The organism is Aliiroseovarius sp. PTFE2010 (genome assembly GCF_049943335.1).
GTDB lineage: Bacteria > Pseudomonadota > Alphaproteobacteria > Rhodobacterales > Rhodobacteraceae > JBNFVY01.
Window position 1 is genome coordinate 57,011 of sequence record NZ_JBNFVY010000004.1, and the last position, 18,997, is coordinate 76,007.

The window sequence follows — 18,997 nt, forward strand, 5'->3', positions numbered from 1 at the left end:
CAAGCCAGCGCCGTCAACGGGCCAGAAGCTAAGTCATGACCGCACGCAACAGCTTCTGGCGCGCGGGCGGGATCGTCCGGATTTCCAGCCCCGTAAACACATGCAACGTGTTCAATTCGCGATCCACGACCGCATGATCCGACACCCACCCCCCCAACATCAGGTAGCTGCGCAGCAGTGGCGGCATTTTGCGCATCGCCTTCTTGGCGTCGGGCTTGCGGCGCAGGCGGGCGGCGAACGGAAACACCTGCGGCGCCTTGACCCGCGGCAAAAACCGTTTGGGGGCCAGATGCCGGGCCTTGAGCATGGCAAAGGCATCGGCGTACTGGCCTGTGTCGGTGCCGTGAAACGACGAGCAACCAAACAGAAGGTCGATCTTTCGCGCCTCGACATAGGTGGCCACTGCGCCCCATGCGATGCGCAGGATATCGGGGTCGTGCCATTCGGGGTGGATGCAGAAGCGACCCATTTCGACCATTGCTCCGGGATAGTCGTACAAGGCTTCCAGGCCATAATATTGCGCTGAATAGCTGCCCGCGATCTCTGCCCCGCCCCGCAACGGCAACAGGCGAAGGGTGCATACCAATTGGCCAGACCTGGCGTCTTCGACCAGCACATGATCGCACAGGGCGTCGAAAGCGTCGCTATCGTGGCCATCGTCGTGCCCGTTATCTTGCGTGTCATCTTGCGCGTGGGGATCTTGTGCGTGGGGGCGTGGCGTGGCCTTGCTCCCGCTGACAAAAGCCAGATAGCGCAGGCGCTGCGCTGCGCTCAGATCTTCGGGCCCGTTTGCCAGCCTGACCGCATAGCGGCCTTTGCGCCGTGAAAACATGATCGTGTTTCAACCTTGGCTTGTCCGCCCAAAGGGCGCATCTAAATAATGATCCATTCGCCCCTAGCACACAAGGTGTGACGGGCGTTTGACAGGTTGGAAAAGGACGCGCACCATGCCGAAAACTATGCCGAAAATCGAAAAATCCGACGCCGAATGGCTGGACCAGCTGGGCGAAGCGGCGTTTCAGGTGACCCGCAAGGCGGCGACCGAGCGGGCCTTTTCCCACTCAGGCTTTCCGACGCAGCCCGGCCACTACGAATGTGTTTGTTGCGGGGCCGAATTATTCACCCAAGGCGAAAAGTTCGAAAGCGGCTGCGGCTGGCCGTCTTTTTACCAGACGGCTGACGGCGCCCCGGTGGGCGAGGATCGCGACACCAGCCACGCCATGGTGCGCACCGAAGTACATTGCGAGGATTGCGGCGCCCACCTGGGGCACGTGTTCCCGGACGGACCGCCCCCAACTGGTTTGCGTTATTGCATCAACGGGGTCGCCCTGCGCTTCGTGCCCGATACCCCGGCCTAACGCATCCCGGCCTGACACATCCCGGCCTTACACCGTGATCAGAACGGACTGTTGCCCGGGTCCGAGAAGAGCGCGTCGGTGTTGACCTGGCCCAGCGATCCCATGAGCTGCCTCAGGAAGCTGACATTGCGGATGCCGTCATCGGTCACCCGGCGCGACAGCACCACCACCTGGCCATCTTCCAGGCCGAACCGTTCCACGTTGCTCACCACATCGTTGTCGAAGGATATGGCGACGACCTGGCGGTCAATCTCTTCGGGGGCGTTGTAGGCGTAGTGGCGGAATTGCGACTGAACATAGAACCAGCCGGCATCCTGCAAGACGCCCACCGCCGATGGCCGACCGATCACATCGGCCACGTCCTGACGCGTCGACACGCCCACATCGATCTGGGTCAATTGGTCTGAGTCCGGAGCGTAACCGTGATTCCGGTAGGTCGCGGCGCAGGCCGATAGGGTCAGCGAAAGGGCTGCGGCAGCAAAGATTTTGCGCCGGTGCGAACCAGTACCCATGAACCCCCCTCTTGCCTTATGCGTTACAGCTTCGTATCGCCTTACAGGGTGACGCCGCCCTGATCAAGCCGGAGCCAGACATGCCCACACATTCGCCAGACGCCCTGCCGTGGTCTCACCCCGTTCCCGTTTCGGACCTGAACGCCAGAAAAACCACGCGGATCACGCTTGAACCCAATGCTCCGGCGCGCACTGCGCTGGCGCACGATCTGGGACTGGATGGATTGAAAAAACTGCGGTTTGCGGTCGAACTGACACCGCGGGGCAAACACGATTGGGCTTTGGCCGCGCAACTGGGGGCCACGGTCACCCAGCCATGCGTAATCTCGGCGGCGCCGGTAACCACCCGAATCGACGAACCGGTGCGCCGGTTCTACATGGCCGGTTATGCCGAACCCGAAGTTGAAAGCGGCGAAGAAGTGGAAATGCCCGACGACGACACGATTGAACCGTTGCCTGGCGTGATCGATTTGGGCGCGGTGATGGCCGAAGCCCTTGCGCTGGCCCTGCCGCTCTATCCGCGCGCCGATGGGGCCGCGCTGGCCCAATCCAGTTTTGCCGAACCCGGCGTGGATCCGCTGTCGGACGAAGACAGCAAACCTTTTGCCGCGCTCAAGGCGCTTCGCGACAAGATGGAAGACGACTAAGCATGACGGGCCGCAAAAAACACTTGTCAGACGAAGAAATCCGAGTATGGTCCCGGCCTCGCTCAAATGAAGGGTTGAACCGGTTTGGCACCTCGCCTATGACCGCGCCCAAGCGAACGGTATCCTGGGGTTTTTCCAATCCCAATCGAATGATCCGCCACGGCGCGGTCAAGACACAAACCGGGGCATCTGCCCCCAAAACACCGAGGTTGAGACATGGCTGTCCCTCAGAATCGCATTACCCGCTCAAAGCGGAACATGCGCCGCGCACATGATGCTCTGGTTGCTGGCAACCCTGCCGAATGCTCGAACTGTGGCGAACTCAAGCGCCCGCATCACGTCTGCGCCGCCTGCGGTCACTACGATGACAAAGAAGTCGTCGCGATGGCTGACGACGTTGATCTGGACGAAGAAGACGCCGCGTAAGCAGGCTATGCTGGGCGTGTTGTCCCCATGTCTCTGACCGAAACGGACCAGACCAACGGCGGGCACGTGCCAACCGGCGCGCAGAAAAAGATTGTGATTTCGGTCGACGCCATGGGCGGAGATCGTGGACCGGCGGCCGTTGTCGCCGGTATTTCGCGTTCGGCCGCCAAGAATCCCGACATCGCCTTTATCCTGCACGGCCCCAAACCCGAGCTGGAAAAGCTGGTGCGCAAGCGCAAGCCCCTGCGCGGGCGCGTCGAGATCCGCAACGCGACGGGCGTGGTCAAAATGACCGCCAAACCCAGCCAGGTCATGCGCCGCGGCAAGGACACTTCAATGTGGTCCACCATCGAATCGGTGCGCAATGGCGACGCTTCGGTGGCCGTGTCTTGTGGCAATACCGGCGCCTTGATGGCTGTCAGCATGATCCGGTTGCGCAAACTGCCGGGCGTCAACCGCCCTGCCATTGCCTGCCTCTGGCCGTCCCGTAATCGCGGCGGTTTCAATGTCATGCTTGATGTGGGCGCGGACATCAGGGCCGATGCCAAGGATCTTCTGGCCTATGCGCTAATGGGGGCGTCCTATGCGCGCAACGGGCTCGACCTGCCCCGCCCGCGCGTCGGGCTGCTGAACGTTGGCACCGAAGAGCACAAGGGCCGCTCTGAATTGCACGAAGCTGACGAATTGATCGCCGGCGCCACTGAACGCGGCGATTTCGACTATCTGGGCTTTGTCGAAGGCGGCGATATCCCGGGCGACCGGGTGGACGTGATCGTCACCGACGGGTTCACCGGAAACATCGCGCTGAAAACCGGCGAAGGAATCGCCAAGTTGATTGGCGATTTCCTGAAAGAAGCGTTCAAGGCCACGCCTTTGTCGCGGATGGCCGCGGTTCTGGCGCTGACCTCTCTGCGCCGTTTGTCCAAGCGGATCGACCCCAGACGCGTGAATGGCGGCGTCTTTCTTGGGCTGAACGGCACCGTCGTCAAGTCGCACGGATCGGCCGACGCCATGGGCGTGTCAGCCGCCGTCAAACTGGCCTATCAACTGGCGGAATCCGGTTTTTCCGAACGTCTGGCCGCACGGGTTGCATCCCCCGACGCAGCGGTCCAAGATGCCAAAAGGGATGGGTCAGGAAGCGAGCAAGACGAATGACAACGCGAGCAGTCGTGCGTGGCGTGGGGCATTACCTGCCCGAACGCATCGTCGAAAATGCCGAGTTCGAAAAAACTCTGGATACATCGGATGAATGGATCCGCACACGGTCTGGAATCGAACGGCGGCATTTCGCCGCCGATGACCAGACCACCTCGCAGATGGCTGGTATTGCTGCAAAAAATGCCCTGGCCGATGCCGGATTTGACCCGACTGATATCGATGCGGTGATCGTCGCGACGTCAACGCCCGATCTGACGTTTCCATCCGTTGCCACCATGGTGCAAAGCGAACTTGCCATGCAGAGCGGCTTTGCCTTCGACGTGCAGGCGGTGTGCGCGGGGTTCGTGTTCGCGCTGGCCAACGCAAACGCGCTGATCGTATCGGGCCAAGCCCGGCGCATTCTGGTCATCGGGGCCGAAACCTTCAGCCGCATCCTGGACTTTGAAGACCGGGCCACCTGTGTGCTCTTCGGCGATGGTGCGGGCGCACTCGTGCTGGAGGGGTGCGAATCTGACGGAGACACCACGGATCGCGGCGTCTTGTCGGTCGATCTGCATTCCGACGGCTCATACCGCGATATGCTCTACGTCGATGGCGGGGTGAGCACGACCGGCGAGGCTGGCAAAGTGCGCATGCAGGGCAATCCGCTGTTTCGCCAGGCCGTCGCGAAACTGTCCCAGACGGCGGAAACCGCGCTCGACAAGGCGAAACTGGCAACAACCGACGTCGATTGGATCGTTCCCCACCAGGCCAACATCCGGATCATTCAAGGCACGGCCAAAAAGATGGGCGTGCCGATGGACAAGGTCATTGTCACCGTTCAGGACCATGGCAATACCTCGGCCGCATCGATTCCATTGGCATTGTCCGTCGGCAAGCAATCGGGCAAGATTCGCGAAGGCCAGATCATCGTGACCGAAGCCATCGGCGGTGGGCTGGCTTGGGGATCCGTCGTGATCCGCTGGTAGGCGCCGCAATCGTCGCTCAAAGAGCGTTCCGCAAGCCATTGATATTGACTCGGAAATATACTGCCCTCATGGTTGTGCGAAATCAAACTTGGGGAGAGACCGGCTATGAGTGAAAAGACGTTGACCCGGATGGACCTGAGCGAAGCTGTTTTTCGTGAGGTCGGCCTGAGCCGCAACGATTCCGCGCAGTTGGTTGAAACGGTGCTTGATCACATTTCGGACGCACTTGTTGCCGGCGAGCAGGTCAAGATTTCGTCCTTTGGTACGTTTTCTGTCCGCTCGAAAGCCGCGCGCGTCGGTCGCAACCCCAAGACCGGCGAAGAAGTGCCAATCAATCCGCGCCGGGTGCTGACCTTCCGTCCATCGCACCTGATGAAGGATCGTGTTGCGGCTGGCAACAAGAAGTAAGGTTCGGTCTTGATGGACAAAAAGTCCCGCGAGGCGTTTCGCACAATCAGCGAAGTCGCCGACTGGCTGGATACCCCGACGCATGTCTTGCGGTTCTGGGAAAGCCGGTTCACCCAAGTCAAACCCGTCAAGCGCGCAGGCGGGCGTCGGTACTACCGGCCCAATGACATGCTGCTTCTGGGCGGCATCAAGAAGCTGTTGCATGAAGACGGGATGACCATTCGCGGCGTGCAGAAATTGTTGCGCGAAGAAGGCATCAAACACGTTTCGGCCATGTCACAGCCGGTCGATACAGACCAGGATCCGGCTACTCAAGATCTGGCTACTGAGGGCGCTGACATCGAAGCCACCGTCGCCGAAGCGCCGATGGCAGTCGATGTCGAACCGCAACCGCTTCAAGACAATGTGGTCACGATGCGCCACCAAGCTGCGTCGGATGATCTGGCCAGCGACGTCGACACCGAACCGGTCGATGACACGCCTGCGGAACCTCTAACCGTGGAAACGACGGTCGAGTCGACGCCAGAAGACCTACCATCAAACACGCCGACCACCGAAATACCTTATGACGCAGATCTTTTGGCCCCCGAGCCCCAGGCAGAGACGACACCGCAGGACGCTGCGGCGGGCACGGGCCCCCTAGACGCTGCGGCGTTCGTTGACGACGGCGCAGAAAACAAAACGATCGACGCAGGTTTGGACCCTGTATCGCTGGGCGATAATGACACCGCGTTGGGCGACATTGCCGACCCCACGGCACGCGACACCCCCCTGGACAAAGAGATCAGCGCCGATGACAGTTCCTCGGTGGTACCACCCGTTGATGCGGGTCAAGATGCCGTATCCGCGCCGGGCGATGTCGATCAGGGCGGGTTCGACTTCAATGCACCCGAGCCGCTTTTGGACGAAGACGATCCTGCCGAAACGCCCCGTGCAGAAGCCCCGTTCAGCCCCGCGATGGACGATGCCGACCGCGATGAACCTGCTGTCGCCGCGCCCGAACCGACTGGCGCTGACGATGCTGTGGAAGAGACGCCCGACGCACAATCGCCAACAGAAGATGCACCCGACCAGCCTGTCCCGGCCGTGGCGCGCGTCGATGTGCCCGATGATCCGGCCGAAGACGCCGATTTGGGCGGCGCTGTGTCACCGGTGGCTGCGGCGCTGCACGCAGGGGCAGCACAATACGCCCCGCAAGACGCGCTGGAACGCGCGATGGACAAGCTGCGGGCCCTTCGCGCGCGCATGTAATCCGCGCGCAGCTTTCCGATTGCAGCCTGTGTGACAATTTTCGCGCGAATGCCCTTGCCTGCCCGGCCAGAATGAGTATGAAGAGCGTCACGTCGGGCTATAGCGCAGCCTGGTAGCGCGTCCGTCTGGGGGACGGAAGGTCGCAGGTTCAAGTCCTGCTAGCCCGACCAAAAAACCGCCCACGCCACCGATGGCGTGGGCGTTTTTGCAAGCGGGACCGGCCCGCAAGGATGAGGGGACCGCGATGAGCGCCAATGCCAAGGGCGTGCTGCCCAGCCAAAGCCTTGAGGCCATCATCGGCCGCGGCGAAATATTTGCCGATCCCGCGATCATTCCCGAACAGATTCAACCCGCATCGATTGACCTGCGCCTGGGCACACGCGCCTATCGGGTGCGCGCGTCCTTTTTGACGGGCGAAGGCGCCACCGTGTCCGACCGGCTGTCTCAATTCACGATGCACGAAGTCGATCTGACCCCCGGCGCTGTGCTGGAAAAAGACTGCGTCTACGTCGTTCCACTGATGGAATCGCTGGATCTGCCCGAGGGCATCACCGCCGTTGCCAACGCCAAAAGCTCGACCGGTCGGCTGGACCTGCTGACCCGGCTGATCACCGATGGCGGCCTTGAATTCGACCGGATCACTTCGGGTTACACGGGCCCGCTCTACGCCGAAATCTGCCCACGCAGTTTTTCGGTCCTTGTGCGCCCGGGCATGCGGCTGAACCAGATCCGGTTTCGCAGCGGGCAGAGCGTTTTGTCTGACGACGAACTGCGTGATCTGCATGCCAGTGAGCAGCTGGTGTCGGGTGGACCGGCCGTCATTTCAGAGGGCCTGGGTTTTTCTGTCGACCTGAAACCAGCGACCGGCGATCTGGTAGGCTATCGTGCCAAGCCGCACACCGGCGTGATCGACCTGGACCGGATCGGGGAATACGATCCGGCCGAATATTGGGAAGAGGTGCGCACGACAGAGGGGCGGATCATCCTCGATCCTGGTGCATTCTATATTCTGGTCAGCCGGGAAGCTGTGCACATCCCGCCTGCCTATGCTGCCGAAATGGCCCCCTACTACGCTATGGTCGGCGAATTTCGCGTGCATTACGCCGGGTTCTTCGACCCCGGCTTTGGACACGATGCCGCGGGCGGATCAGGATCACGGGGGGTTCTGGAGGTGCGCTGCCACGAAGCACCGTTCGTGCTTGAACATGGCCAGATCGTCGGACGTCTTGTCTACGAACGCATGACTGCGGCGCCGGATTCGCTCTATGGCGCGGGAATCGCATCAAACTACCAGGGACAAGGCCTGAAACTGTCCAAACATTTTCGGATGGGCTGACCCGGGCTCAGGCGCTGGCCTTGGGCGCCTTTACATCCTCCACAGGGGTGGTCGCCGGGATTTTCTGGTCGGGGTCGCGAACCGCGTTCCACGTCGCGATAATCCGGTCCCTGCCTTGATCCTTGGCCTCGTAGAGTGCGGCATCGGCCCGATCCACCACCCGCGCCAATGACTTTTCCCAGGGGCGCATCAAAGTAACACCGATAGAGGCCGTCACGGGGCCAATGGACCCGTGATCTGTCAGGGCCAGACAACGGCGCAGATCCTCGGCCAATCGGATGGCCCGGTCTTCATCCATCTCGGCAGCGACGACCAGAAATTCCTCGCCGCCCCACCGCCCCACCAGATCGGTGCTGCGCACGCAAGCGTCCAGCATTCGTGCCGCCCGCCTCAGCACCTCATCGCCGGCCGCATGGCCATATTTGTCATTCACAGTCTTGAACCCGTCCAGATCAATCAGAAACACGCCGAACTGACCCGGCTGCATATCGACGAACCGTTCGAACATACCTTGGCGGTTCAACAACAGTGTCAACGGATCGCGGCTGGACATGACGACAAGTTTGCGTTCGGTCAAACGGCGGTTCTTGTCCGAATTTTCGTAAGCGCGGGAGGTGGAAATAATCACCGCCAAAAAACCCCAGACCATGGTGGTGATGACGATGCCCTGCATGCCCGGGCCGTATATGGCGCTGCCGATATAATACAGCATGCCGCCGCCCCAAGGAATCGCAAAGGCCGCCAACAATTGGATGCGCAGGAATTTCCCCACTGTGCTATCGCCAAACACGGGTCGCAGTGATGCGCTGTGCCCGAAATTCAGCACCACGCCAAGCCCGAGTGGCAGTAGCAAGAGCGCGGTGGGACTCGGCATTTCTCCATAGAAACTATCGGCTTGAAAACTATGCCCCACCAGTCCCATGAGTGGAAACATCGGGGCCAACGTCGCCATAAAAAATGCAAGGCCGCTCCAACGCCGCCGCAGCACGTAAGACCCCGCGATACACAAGGTCGCCAAGACCGTGTTCATCCCGGTTGATGCGCTCGGCCCGGTTTGCGCATTCAAACCGAGCAGCTGATCCAATGCCGGTGACAATCCCACCTGCGTTACACCTGAAACAATTTCGAACAATCGAATCAGCGCCAGCGCCAAGACCGTCCAAAGGACGATCTTGCATGGCGTTGCCATCGGGCGCATCGGAACATAGCAGTACTGAACCAGCGCAAGACCGGCGATCAAAAGCGTGGTCAACGGATGCATGCCTGGCAGATCCGGTACCGGCTGGTAAAGGAATTCGAGCCCCAGTACGTAGCCGGCCATTATCAGCCCACAGAGCGCCACGATCCCCAGGGACAGTATGTTCCCAAATTCGTGGATACGCCGGTACACGCCATAGTGAATACGACCGGCGTGGCGGGTACGCAGCAGGCTCTCTTCCTTGTGAGACAAAGGAATGCTGTGGGGCATAGAGCCTCCGGATCCCGGCTGGCGCCGTAGGACAAAAAATTACACAAAAAACTGGACACAAGATGTCCAAGCCGAGCAAAATTTTCGGTCTACCCGGATGCGCCAAAGTCACCTTAGGTCATTTTGGGTAAACAAAGTGTTAATAGGACGTTATGGAAACTTAATGCCGGTTTAAAAGCGCCCCATCCGCTTGGTGACGCGCGCGGCTTGGCGCGCGCGTTTGGCGGCTTCCTTGGCTTGGGCCTGTTGGGCTTGCTTTGCTTCCGGCGACGCGGTGCCATCGGTTTTGCCCTTGGACATCCGGTCAATCCCCGCGTTGATCCCACGGTTGATCAGCGGGCGCAGGGCCATGCGGACAATCATGTTAATCATTTGGTTGGCGTTCATATGTCAGCTCTTTTCTGCGTGTATCGAAACCGTAGCACGCATTTGCGGCAATTTCACGGCTTGTCCCAAGATCAGCTTTCGTCTTCGAACATGTCGGTCTGGTCTTCGTCCTCGGGACTGTCCGGATCAACGCCGCCGGGAACAGGCCGGCTTTCCAAAAGGCCCGCTGCACGCAGTTCCTTGAGCCCCGGCAGATCACGCGCCGATTCCAGCCCGAAGTGATCCAGAAAAGACTGCGTGACGACGTAGGTCACCGGGCGACCCGGTGTCATGCGACGTCGACCAAAACGGATCCATTCCATTTCAATCAACTGGTCGATCGTGCCGCGGCTGACACTGACGCCGCGAATTTCCTCGATCTCGGCGCGGGTACAGGGCTGATGATAGGCGATGATGGCCAAGGTTTCGATGGCCGCACGCGACAGCTTGCGTGTTTCAACCGTTTCCTTTTGCATAAGGAATCCCAGATCGCCCGCCGTGCGCATGGCCCAGCTTTCGCCGATTCTGACCAGATGCACGCCGCGTCCCTCGTAGCGTTTGCGCAGGTGTTCCAATGCGGCCTTGGCATCAGCCCCGTGCGGCATGCGCGCATTCAGTTCGGCCACCGTCACCGGCTCGGCGGTGGCGAACAGGATCGCTTCAACCATGCGTTCCTGCTCGCCCATGGGCGGGGCCTCAAACAGGCTTTCTTCGTGTTCGCTGTTGTCATTCATTCCGGTTTCTTTCGAATTTGGATCGGGGCGAACGTATCGCCCTGCCGCAGTTCGATCATACCGCGTTTGGCCAGTTCCAGCGACGCGGCAAAGGTCGCCGCGGTGGCCGAGCGACGCTTTTTCGGATCCGTGCCCCAGCCATCGGGCAGGAACGTGGAAATATCGGTCCAGTCCCCAGCAAAGCCGAGCACCCCGCGCATCCGCTCAAGCGCCTGCTCCATGGTCAAGATCGCCTCGCGATCCATGACAAAGGGGCGAAATTCATCCTTGGTGCGGATGCGCGCATAGGCCTGCATCAGGTCCAGCAACGTCGCGGTATAGGTAACCTTGCGCACGCGCGTGACATTTTCGGGAATACCACGAGCAAAGAAATCGCGGCCCAGCTGGTCGCGCGCCATCAGCTGCGCGGCGGCCTTGCGCATCGCTTCCAACCGATCAAGCTGGAAGGCAAGGTGCGCGGCCAGCTCTTCGCCCGATGGGCCTTCGTCCTGGGGGTCGGGCGGCAGCAACAAGCGCGACTTGAGGAACGCCAGCCACGCGGCCATGACAAGATAGTCGGCGGCCAGTTCAATCCGCAACTGGCGCGCGCGTTCGACAAAGGCCAGATACTGCTCGGCCAGTTGCAGAACGGATATTTTCCGCAGATCGACCTTTTGGCTGCGCGACAAGGTCAAAAGCAAATCCAGCGGGCCTTCGAAACCGTCAACGTCGATGATCAGCGCTTCGGCCGCAAGGCGGTCTTCGACGCTTTGCCGATCTTCAAATTCGAACTCATCGCTCATGCGTGATTACCCGGCCACAAGGGCCTGAAGTTCGGCCTCTAGCGCGGATATGTCAAGCGGCGCGGGCGTGGGGCGCGCAGCAATCACGGCATCTGCGCGGGCTTGCGCCGGCGAAGACATCATGCCGGCCGCCGCGGCCACCTGCTCCATTTCGCCAACGTCGCCATTGCAATGCAAGACCATGTCACACCCCGCCGAGATGCTGCCAGTGGTGCGCGCGCCGATGGTCCCGGACAGGGCCTGCATCGATACGTCATCGGACATCAACAATCCGTCAAACCCAATCTCGTGCCGGATAAGGCCGACCATCGTGGGCGATTGGGTGGCGCATCGGTCGGGATCAAACGCCTCATAGACTACGTGGGCGGTCATCGCCATCGGCAGATCGTTCAAGGCCTTGAATGCAGCAAAATCAGTGGCCCGCAACGCGTCTGCGCTGGCCGAAACGCGCGGCAGTTCCCTGTGGCTGTCCGCCGTTGCGCGCCCATGGCCCGGGATGTGTTTGAGCACCGGCTGCACACCGCGCGCAGCCATGCCGTCGACCACCGCCTGCGACATGGACACCACAGTGGCGACATCGGACCCGTAACAGCGGTTTCTGAGGAACGGATGGGTGCCCGCACCCGCGATATCGGCGCAAGGCGCGCAGTCCACATCCAGACCCAGATCGGCCATTTCATCGGCAATCAACGCGCTGCGAATCCACATCGACCGCGCAGCATTGTCGCCGGACATCTCGACCTGTTCCAAAGGCGGCAAGTAGCGCCGCCAATGGGGATGCGACAGCCGCTGCACGCGTCCGCCCTCTTGGTCGATCAACACCGGCGCGCGCCACCCCACGACATCGCGCAGGTCTGATACCAGCGCGCGCACCTGATCAGGCGTGTCGATATTGCGGGCGAACAGAATAAAGCCCCAAGGGTTCGACTGGGCAAAAAACGCACGCTCGGCCGGGGTGAGGGACAGCCCCGAACACCCAAGGATATAGGCGCCCTGCCCCATGACGCCGATCAGCGCGCCTGTGTGGGAATACAGGCCGCTTTTTCGGCAACCAAGGCTGCGCAGAACTGGCGAGCATCGGACAGATCGTCAAATCCCATGGCGCGCAGCCGATAGAAGGTCTTGCCGCCGGACGCGGCCTCTTGGATCACCCGTGCCTTGCCGTCCATCAGCGCCTCGAACCGCAGTGCCAGCTTGTCCCATTCGACGCGGGCCATTTCAGGCGTGTCATAGGCCCCGAATTGCACCAGACGTGTGCCGGGCGGGATTTTCGTGGCGTCCATGTCAGCTGGCTGGGTCTGCGGCACGGCATCGGCCGGAACGGTCCGATTGGCCGACGCAACGCGCACGGGGCGCGCACGCGGCACCGGCGAGGTAAAGGCGGGCGGATTGTCGGCCGCCAGGGTGGCCGCAATTTGTGCCGACACATCCAGCGCCGCCTGCACAGGATCGGTCTCATTGCTCAGCGCGGCGACTTCGCCTGCTTCGGCTGCGCTCTGGCGGGGCGTGTCGGCGGCAGCGCCGACGCGACCATCACCGGGCACCGCGTCGGCGACGCGCGCCAAATCGGGCTGCAACGTGGACTGCGGCTGATCTTCTTCGGTTAATTCGATCGGCGGTGGGGCCAACACAAGGCGGTCGGGAATCTGTTCGGCCTGACCTTCGGCAGCGATGGCGTTGACCGCCAAACCCAAGTGATCGGCAACATTCCCGCCAGGATCTTCGGGTGCGATCCGCATCGGTGTTTCCAGCGCCTGAACCACCGGAATACCGCTGACATCACGCACCATCAGCTTGTAGCCCCAGACCCCCAGCCCGGCGATCAACGCCAGCGATACGACCGCGCCTGAAATATTGGCCAGCCGCGACGCAGTTTGTCGCGCCCCTGCCAACCGCGTGCCATCGGCGTCGGCCTGATTAACCGGATCAATGCCCGATTGCGCATGATCCTGCTGCCCATAGTGGTGTGAAGAGGCCTGTGAAGGTGTCTGTGTATAGCCTTGCGCTTTCCAGCTGCCTCGCCCGAATGCGCCCGTTCCGCTGTCGTTGTATACCGCCATATATGCCTCATTGTCCGGACCGTCGATGCGACCGGATCATTACTGCTCTCATGTGACCCTGGCGGCAGTGGGCGCTTGATTGGGTCAGCGCATCTCTTCTGCCGGGGTCACGCCCAAGATACCAAGGCCGGACGAAATAACAACCGAAACGGCACGTGGCAGGGCAATTTTCGCGGCCGAGGCCGCCGGATCGTCCTGCAAGAAGCGCAGTTCCGGCTTGTCGTTGCCCTTGTTCCACAGGGCGTGGAAGTCGGACGCCAGATCATAGAGGTAAAAGGCGATGCGGTGCGGTTCGTGTCCTTTGGCGGCGATTTCGACCTGACGCGGCCAGTCGGCCAACTTGCGTGCCAGGGCCAGTTCGGCATCGTCTGTCAAATTTGGCGTGTCGGTCAGCGCGATGCCCTGCTCGGCCGCCTTGCGCAAAACGCTGCACACCCGCGCATGGGCGTATTGAACGTAGAACACCGGGTTGTCCTTGGACTGCTCCAGCACCTTGGCAAAATCGAAATCCAAAGGCGCATCGTTCTTGCGTGTCAGCATATGGAACCGGGCAACATCGGCGCCAGCCTGTTCGACCAGATCGCGCAAAGTGATAAAGGTACCCGCCCGTTTCGACATCTTGAACGGCTCGCCGTTCTTGTAGAGCTTGACCAACTGCACCAGTTTGACGTCCAGCGGCACAGTGTTGTCCGACAGGGCCCCCACGGCCGCCTTCATCCGCTTGACGTAGCCCCCATGATCGGCGCCGAACACGTCGATCAGCTGGTCGTAGCCGCGCTTCACCTTGTCGTAGTGATAGGCGATATCGGGGGCGAAATAGGTCCAGGACCCGTCCGATTTCTTGATCGGGCGATCCACGTCATCGCCGTAGTCTGTCGATTTGAAGAGCGTCTGTTCGCGCGGTTCCCAATCTTCGGGCAACTTGCCCTTTGGCGGTTCAAGCGTGCCGCGATAGATCAGGCCCTTTTCATCCAGTTCATTAATTGCGGCCTCGATCAGCCCCGTATCATAGAGCGATTTTTCCGAGAAATAGTGATCCATCTCGACGCCCAACGCCGCCAGATCGTCGCGGATCATCGCCATCATCAGGTCGGTGGCGATTTCGCGCACCTCTGGCAGCCAGTCTTGCTCGCCCTTGTCGAGCAGCGTGTCGCCATACCTGTCTTTCAGCGCCCGGCCCACGGAAACCAGGTATTCGCCGGGGTACATGCCTTCGCCAATCTCAAAGCTTTCACCACAGGCCTCGCGGTAACGCGCAAAGGCCGAGCGGGCCAGTACATCGACCTGCGCACCGCCGTCGTTGATGTAATATTCACGCGTGACGTCGTAGCCTGCGAAATCCAGCAGATCGGCCAGCGCGTCCCCGAAAATGGCGCCGCGCGCGTGGCCCACGTGCATCGGACCGGTCGGGTTGGCTGACACGAATTCGACGTTGATGCGCGCGCCCTGCCCCATGGTGCTGCGCCCATAGTCCGGCGTCGACAAGATGCCCTGCACCAGCCCGGTCCAGACGTCACCGGCAAGGCGCAGGTTCAAAAAGCCGGGACCGGCCACATCGGCGCTGGCCACACGCGCATCGCCGCGCAACCGATCGGCCAGGGCATCGGCGATATCGCGGGGTTTTTTGCCCGACGGCTTGGCCAGGACCATCGCCGCGTTGGTTGCCATATCGCCGTGCAGCGCATCCCGCGGCGGCTCGACCGCGACATTGTCGAACGTCAGCCCATCCGGCAATTCCCCGGCGGCCACCATATCGTTGAGCGTGTCGATCACCAGGACGCGGATATCGGCAAAAAGGTTCATGTCGGATCCCATTGAAAACAGTTGGGCGCGGTTTACCACCCCGCGCGCCAAGGTCAATGGACCGCGCAGGGTTCAGGTCCGCTCGGTCCCTTTGGTCGACTGGATTGCCGGGTCGATCTTTCCGCGGGGGTTAGAGGTGTCTTGCCCGCTGGACGCGCCTGCGGTTTCGGGGCGTTTACCGGCGTTCACAGTATCCGGCGGGGCAAGCGCGACGATCCGGCTGCCCGGCGCAGCATCTTCCAATTCGCCCTCAAAGGGGCGGCGCACAGTCAGATCAGGGCGCAAAAGCATCAGCACGATCGAGTCGGGCCGGTCTTTACGCATGTCGGCAAAACTGTATTCTTCGGACAGTTTGGTGACCCGCACGCGCCAGCCCTTGGTCATTTTTTCGTCCAGCTGGGCAAAAGTCTGCTGTCCGCCAAAGGGCCGGCCACCCAACTGCGTGGGCAGCGCATGACGCTTGTTCTCGGCCTTGGCTGCGGCAATCTGCCAGACGTTGTCGCGCCCGAATTCAGGCGCAAGGTCCGTGGCCACCAACGTGTTGTAGGGATCATTTTCGGTCGCGGCGATGATCGTGGCGTAGGACAGAAGTTCGACGTTGTGTTCGGCCGCTTCGCCCAGAATGTCACCATAAAAGGTCGGCAGGCCCGCCGCGCGGGGCCGGATCAGACGCGCGTGATTGGTATCACTGACCAACACGGGCAGGTCGATAGACTTGAGCGCTTCGGCCAGCGCGGTGGAAAAGCGCGACCCGCCAACCAGCAAGACGCCCGGTGTGTTGGCCCCGGCCAGGCCCAGCAGCCGCGCCAAGGGCGCCAGCGTAAAGCCGTGCAGAACGACCGTGACCAGCACCAGAACGAAGGCCAGAGGCCCCACAACGGCGCCGTCTTCGATCCCGTTGGCCGCCAGACGTTCCCCGAACAGACCGGCCACCGCCACCAGCACGACGCCCCGCGGGCCCGTCAGCGCAATCAAGACCTGTTCGCGCCATGGCAATCCAGACCCGATCAGCGACACCAACACCGTCACCGGGCGGGCCAGCAGGACGATCAGCGCCACGAACAGCCCCGCCCGCCAGTTGAGTTGCAGCAACGTGGCGAAATCCAATGAGGCCGCCAACAGGATAAACACGCCCGAAACCAGCAAGATCGTGGCGTGCTCTTTGAAACGGCGCAACTCTTCGAAACTGGGCAGGTCGGAATTGGCAATCACCAACCCCATCACCGTCACGGCCAGCAATCCGCTTTCGTGCAGCAGCGTGTCCGAGACCGCAAAGACCGCGACGACCGCCACGAACAGCACCGGCACCTTCATGTATTCCGGCACCCAGCCACGCTTGAATGCGCGCGCAATGAAAAATCCCGCTGCATATCCGATGATCGCTGCCGCCCCGATCCCGATCACCAGGTTTGCCACCGCCGAACCCGCCGTTTCCGCCGTGTTCAGCACCAGCACAATTTCAAAGGCCAAAACGGCCGCCAGCGCGCCGATAGGATCGTTGACGATAGCTTCCCACTGCAACAGCGACGCGGGCCTGCGCGACAGCCGGGCTTGTCGCAATAGCGGCGCGATCACCGTGGGCCCCGTCACGATCATGATGCCGCCAAAGACCGCCGATGTCTCCCACCCCAGCCCGGCGCCATAATGCAGCGCCAGTGTCGATGCCAGCCAGCCCAGGGGAGCGCCGATAAACACCAGCCGTTTCACACCCTTGGCCGCGTCACCCAACTTGTGGAAATCCAGCGTCAAGCCGCCTTCGAACAGGATCACCGCCACCGCCATGGATATCAACGGGCTGGTGATCGACCCGATATCGCGCGCGGGGTCGAACACGCCCAACGTCGGGCCGACGATCAGCCCCGCAGCCAGCATCAGCACAATGGCCGGAAGGCGCAGGCGCCAGGCAATCCACTGCGCCCCAACGCCCAGGACACCCACCAGCGCAAAGGCCAAAATCGGTGTCATGCCAACACCTTGCTCAATCGCCATACTCATTCCCCGTCAAAATGTCTCTGGAATGTGGGGCAAAGGGGGGCGTTCGTCCAGCATGATCGCCAATTCTACCGGCACAGACGTTCGTGTTCGCGGATTGCAAACCGGTCGGTCATCCCCGCCACATAGTCCAGAACGATCCGGGCCAACGCCTCGTCGCTGTTCGCGCCTTCGACATCCTCACGCCATTCGACGGGCAGCAAATCGGGCTGAGCCATGAACAACGGAAACAGCGCTTTGATCATTTCTGTCACCCGCGCACGTTCCTTCATCACGGACGGGGCGCGATACATGCGTTCAAACAGGAATTGCTTGATCGTCTTGATGTTCTGATAAAGAGGCTTGGAAAATCGGATGATGGTGCGATCCATATCGCGAATATCCTGCGCGCTTTCGGGGCGCGCACTGTCCAGGCGGTTTGTCGCGATGGCAATCACGTCTTCCACCATCACGCCAAAGACCCGCCGCAGCGCCTCGTGGTCGCGCCGGTTCGGATCGAGCCCCGGGTAAAGCTTGTCGACTTCGCCATAGGCCGGGCCGGTCAAAGGCAGCTCGCACAGATCATCGGTCGTGAACAACCCCGCGCGCAGCCCGTCATGCAGATCATGATGGTTGTAGGCCACGTCATCGGCAATGGCGGCAACTTGCGCCTCGGCGCTGGCGAAAGTGTGCAGTTCAAGATCGAAGCGGTCGTTGAATTCGCGCAGCGCATAGGGCAATTCGTCCATCCCGGGGCCTTTCGCGCGCGCCTCGAGCGTGCCCACACCTTCATCCGCATTCGGGCCGATCAACGGGCCGTTGTGCTTGGCGATCCCTTCAAGGCTCTCCCACGTGAGGTTCAATCCGTCGAAATCCGCATAGTGCTTTTCCAGCTTGGTGACGATGCGGATGGCCTGGGCGTTGTGGTCAAACCCGCCATAAGGGGCCATGAGTTCGGCCAGCGCGTCTTCACCGGTGTGCCCGAAGGGCGGGTGCCCAAGGTCATGTGCCAGCGCCACAGCCTCGGCCAGCCCTTCGTTCAACCCCAGGGCGCCCGCGATGGTGCGCGCCACCTGCGCCACTTCGATGGAATGGGTCAGACGCGTGCGATAGTAATCGCCCTCGTGCTCGACGAAAACCTGGGTCTTGTGTTTCAAACGTCGAAAAGCACTGGAATGGATGATCCGGTCGCGATCGCGCTGAAAGGGCGAACGGAACGTGCTGATCGCCTCGGGATGCAGGCGGCCACGGGTTTGTCCTGGCTGGCTGGCATAGGGTTGAAGCATATTTCTGCCTTGTTCTTGTCGGCCGGGTTCTTGGCGCGTGTTCTTGTCGCCCGTCCCCAGGGCGCCTATATCTGCCTATATCGACAATGAACCGCAGCGACAAATGGATAGGCTATGCAGCTGACCCTGCCCCCAAAAGTAACCGCGCGTGCTTTCGCGCGCCTGGCCGAGATCAACGCCGCCACGGGCGAACACAAGGCGCTGCGCGTCGCGGTCGAGGGTGGGGGGTGTTCGGGGTTTCAATATGACATTTCACTGGACGACAACGCGGCGACCGATGATCTTGTGCTGGAAGGCGACGGACAAAAAGTACTGGTCGATCCAGTTTCGTTGCCGTTCTTGGAAAATGCGGTGATCGATTTCACAGAAGAACTGATCGGTGCACGGTTCGTGATTGAAAATCCCAATGCAACGGCGTCTTGCGGCTGTGGGACGTCATTTTCGATGTAAACCGGCCCTAGGG

Annotated in this window: 20 protein-coding genes and 1 tRNA gene; 10 read left to right on the forward strand and 11 right to left on the reverse strand. The window is 61.3% G+C overall.

Translation table 11 applies throughout. The features are described 5' to 3' along the window. Window positions 1-28: 28 nt before the first annotated feature. The gene (locus ACP2AV_RS08320) at window positions 29-832 is read right to left on the reverse strand and encodes a GNAT family N-acetyltransferase (RefSeq protein ID WP_426372225.1); all 804 of its coding nucleotides are present in this window, start codon (window positions 830-832) and stop codon (window positions 29-31) included. 127 nt (window positions 833-959) lie between these two features. Here ACP2AV_RS08320 and msrB point away from each other — a divergent pair, with 127 nt between their 5' ends. Further along, window positions 960-1,358 (forward strand): peptide-methionine (R)-S-oxide reductase MsrB, encoded by a 399-nt coding sequence (msrB, locus tag ACP2AV_RS08325; protein WP_426372470.1) that lies wholly within the window; start codon window positions 960-962, stop codon window positions 1,356-1,358. A 38-nt stretch (window positions 1,359-1,396) separates the two neighbouring features. Here the strand turns inward: msrB and ACP2AV_RS08330 are convergent, their stop codons facing one another. Continuing rightward, a complete protein-coding gene (locus ACP2AV_RS08330) occupies window positions 1,397-1,870 on the reverse strand; it encodes an outer membrane protein assembly factor BamE (RefSeq protein ID WP_426372226.1) in 474 nt (157 codons plus the stop codon). A gap of 80 nt (window positions 1,871-1,950) precedes the next feature. Here ACP2AV_RS08330 and ACP2AV_RS08335 point away from each other — a divergent pair, with 80 nt between their 5' ends. The 8 genes from ACP2AV_RS08335 (at window position 1,951) to ACP2AV_RS08370 (ending at window position 8,064) form a co-directional block, all read left to right on the forward strand. After that, entirely contained in the window at window positions 1,951-2,517 is a 567-nt protein-coding gene (locus ACP2AV_RS08335; RefSeq protein ID WP_426372227.1) for a YceD family protein, read from the forward strand. 216 nt (window positions 2,518-2,733) lie between these two features. Next, entirely contained in the window at window positions 2,734-2,943 is a 210-nt protein-coding gene (gene rpmF, locus ACP2AV_RS08340) for a 50S ribosomal protein L32 (RefSeq protein ID WP_426372228.1), read from the forward strand. Between the two features lie 27 nt (window positions 2,944-2,970). Then, window positions 2,971-4,098, forward strand: coding sequence for a phosphate acyltransferase PlsX (gene plsX / locus ACP2AV_RS08345; RefSeq protein WP_426372229.1), 1,128 nt, complete (start codon window positions 2,971-2,973; stop codon window positions 4,096-4,098). Beyond that, entirely contained in the window at window positions 4,095-5,069 is a 975-nt protein-coding gene (locus ACP2AV_RS08350) for a beta-ketoacyl-ACP synthase III (protein ID WP_426372230.1), read from the forward strand. The genes plsX and ACP2AV_RS08350 overlap by 4 nt, the downstream gene beginning before the upstream one ends. Before the next feature lie 105 nt (window positions 5,070-5,174). Next, window positions 5,175-5,477 carry an integration host factor subunit alpha gene (gene ihfA, locus ACP2AV_RS08355; RefSeq protein WP_426372231.1) on the forward strand — a complete coding sequence of 101 codons (303 nt, stop codon included), beginning with the start codon at window positions 5,175-5,177 and terminating at the stop codon, window positions 5,475-5,477. 12 nt (window positions 5,478-5,489) lie between these two features. After that, entirely contained in the window at window positions 5,490-6,728 is a 1,239-nt protein-coding gene (locus ACP2AV_RS08360) for a MerR family transcriptional regulator (RefSeq protein WP_426372232.1), read from the forward strand. A 93-nt stretch (window positions 6,729-6,821) separates the two neighbouring features. Beyond that, a tRNA-Pro gene (locus ACP2AV_RS08365) sits at window positions 6,822-6,898 on the forward strand. 74 nt (window positions 6,899-6,972) lie between these two features. Continuing rightward, entirely contained in the window at window positions 6,973-8,064 is a 1,092-nt protein-coding gene (locus ACP2AV_RS08370; RefSeq protein ID WP_426372233.1) for a 2'-deoxycytidine 5'-triphosphate deaminase, read from the forward strand. Between the two features lie 7 nt (window positions 8,065-8,071). Here ACP2AV_RS08370 and ACP2AV_RS08375 read toward each other — a convergent pair whose 3' ends face one another. The 9 genes from ACP2AV_RS08375 to ACP2AV_RS08415 all read right to left on the reverse strand — a co-directional run bounded on the left by ACP2AV_RS08375 (window position 8,072) and on the right by ACP2AV_RS08415 (window position 18,534). Next, on the reverse strand, window positions 8,072-9,532 hold the full coding sequence (locus ACP2AV_RS08375) for a GGDEF domain-containing protein (protein ID WP_426372234.1): 1,461 nt from the start codon (window positions 9,530-9,532) through the stop codon (window positions 8,072-8,074). A gap of 171 nt (window positions 9,533-9,703) precedes the next feature. Beyond that, a complete protein-coding gene (locus tag ACP2AV_RS08380; RefSeq protein WP_426372235.1) occupies window positions 9,704-9,904 on the reverse strand; it encodes a hypothetical protein in 201 nt (66 codons plus the stop codon). A gap of 86 nt (window positions 9,905-9,990) precedes the next feature. Next, window positions 9,991-10,632 carry an SMC-Scp complex subunit ScpB gene (gene scpB / locus ACP2AV_RS08385; protein WP_426372236.1) on the reverse strand — a complete coding sequence of 214 codons (642 nt, stop codon included), beginning with the start codon at window positions 10,630-10,632 and terminating at the stop codon, window positions 9,991-9,993. After that, a complete protein-coding gene (locus ACP2AV_RS08390) occupies window positions 10,629-11,414 on the reverse strand; it encodes a segregation and condensation protein A (protein ID WP_426372237.1) in 786 nt (261 codons plus the stop codon). Before ACP2AV_RS08390 ends, scpB begins: the two co-directional genes overlap by 4 nt. A 6-nt stretch (window positions 11,415-11,420) precedes the next feature. Then, window positions 11,421-12,425 (reverse strand): beta-N-acetylhexosaminidase, encoded by a 1,005-nt coding sequence (nagZ, locus tag ACP2AV_RS08395; RefSeq protein WP_426372471.1) that lies wholly within the window; start codon window positions 12,423-12,425, stop codon window positions 11,421-11,423. Next, window positions 12,425-13,474, reverse strand: coding sequence for an SPOR domain-containing protein (locus tag ACP2AV_RS08400; RefSeq protein WP_426372238.1), 1,050 nt, complete (start codon window positions 13,472-13,474; stop codon window positions 12,425-12,427). The genes nagZ and ACP2AV_RS08400 overlap by 1 nt, the downstream gene beginning before the upstream one ends. Before the next feature lie 84 nt (window positions 13,475-13,558). Next, window positions 13,559-15,277, reverse strand: a complete 1,719-nt coding sequence (gene argS / locus ACP2AV_RS08405) for an arginine--tRNA ligase (RefSeq protein WP_426372239.1) — start codon at window positions 15,275-15,277, stop codon at window positions 13,559-13,561. Window positions 15,278-15,349: 72 nt separating this feature from the next. After that, window positions 15,350-17,266, reverse strand: coding sequence for a cation:proton antiporter (locus ACP2AV_RS08410; RefSeq protein ID WP_426372472.1), 1,917 nt, complete (start codon window positions 17,264-17,266; stop codon window positions 15,350-15,352). Between the two features lie 71 nt (window positions 17,267-17,337). Continuing rightward, window positions 17,338-18,534, reverse strand: coding sequence for a deoxyguanosinetriphosphate triphosphohydrolase (locus ACP2AV_RS08415; RefSeq protein ID WP_426372240.1), 1,197 nt, complete (start codon window positions 18,532-18,534; stop codon window positions 17,338-17,340). Between the two features lie 120 nt (window positions 18,535-18,654). Here ACP2AV_RS08415 and erpA point away from each other — a divergent pair, with 120 nt between their 5' ends. Continuing rightward, window positions 18,655-18,984, forward strand: a complete 330-nt coding sequence (gene erpA / locus ACP2AV_RS08420) for an iron-sulfur cluster insertion protein ErpA (RefSeq protein ID WP_426372473.1) — start codon at window positions 18,655-18,657, stop codon at window positions 18,982-18,984. The last annotated feature ends 13 nt before the right edge of the window (window positions 18,985-18,997 follow it).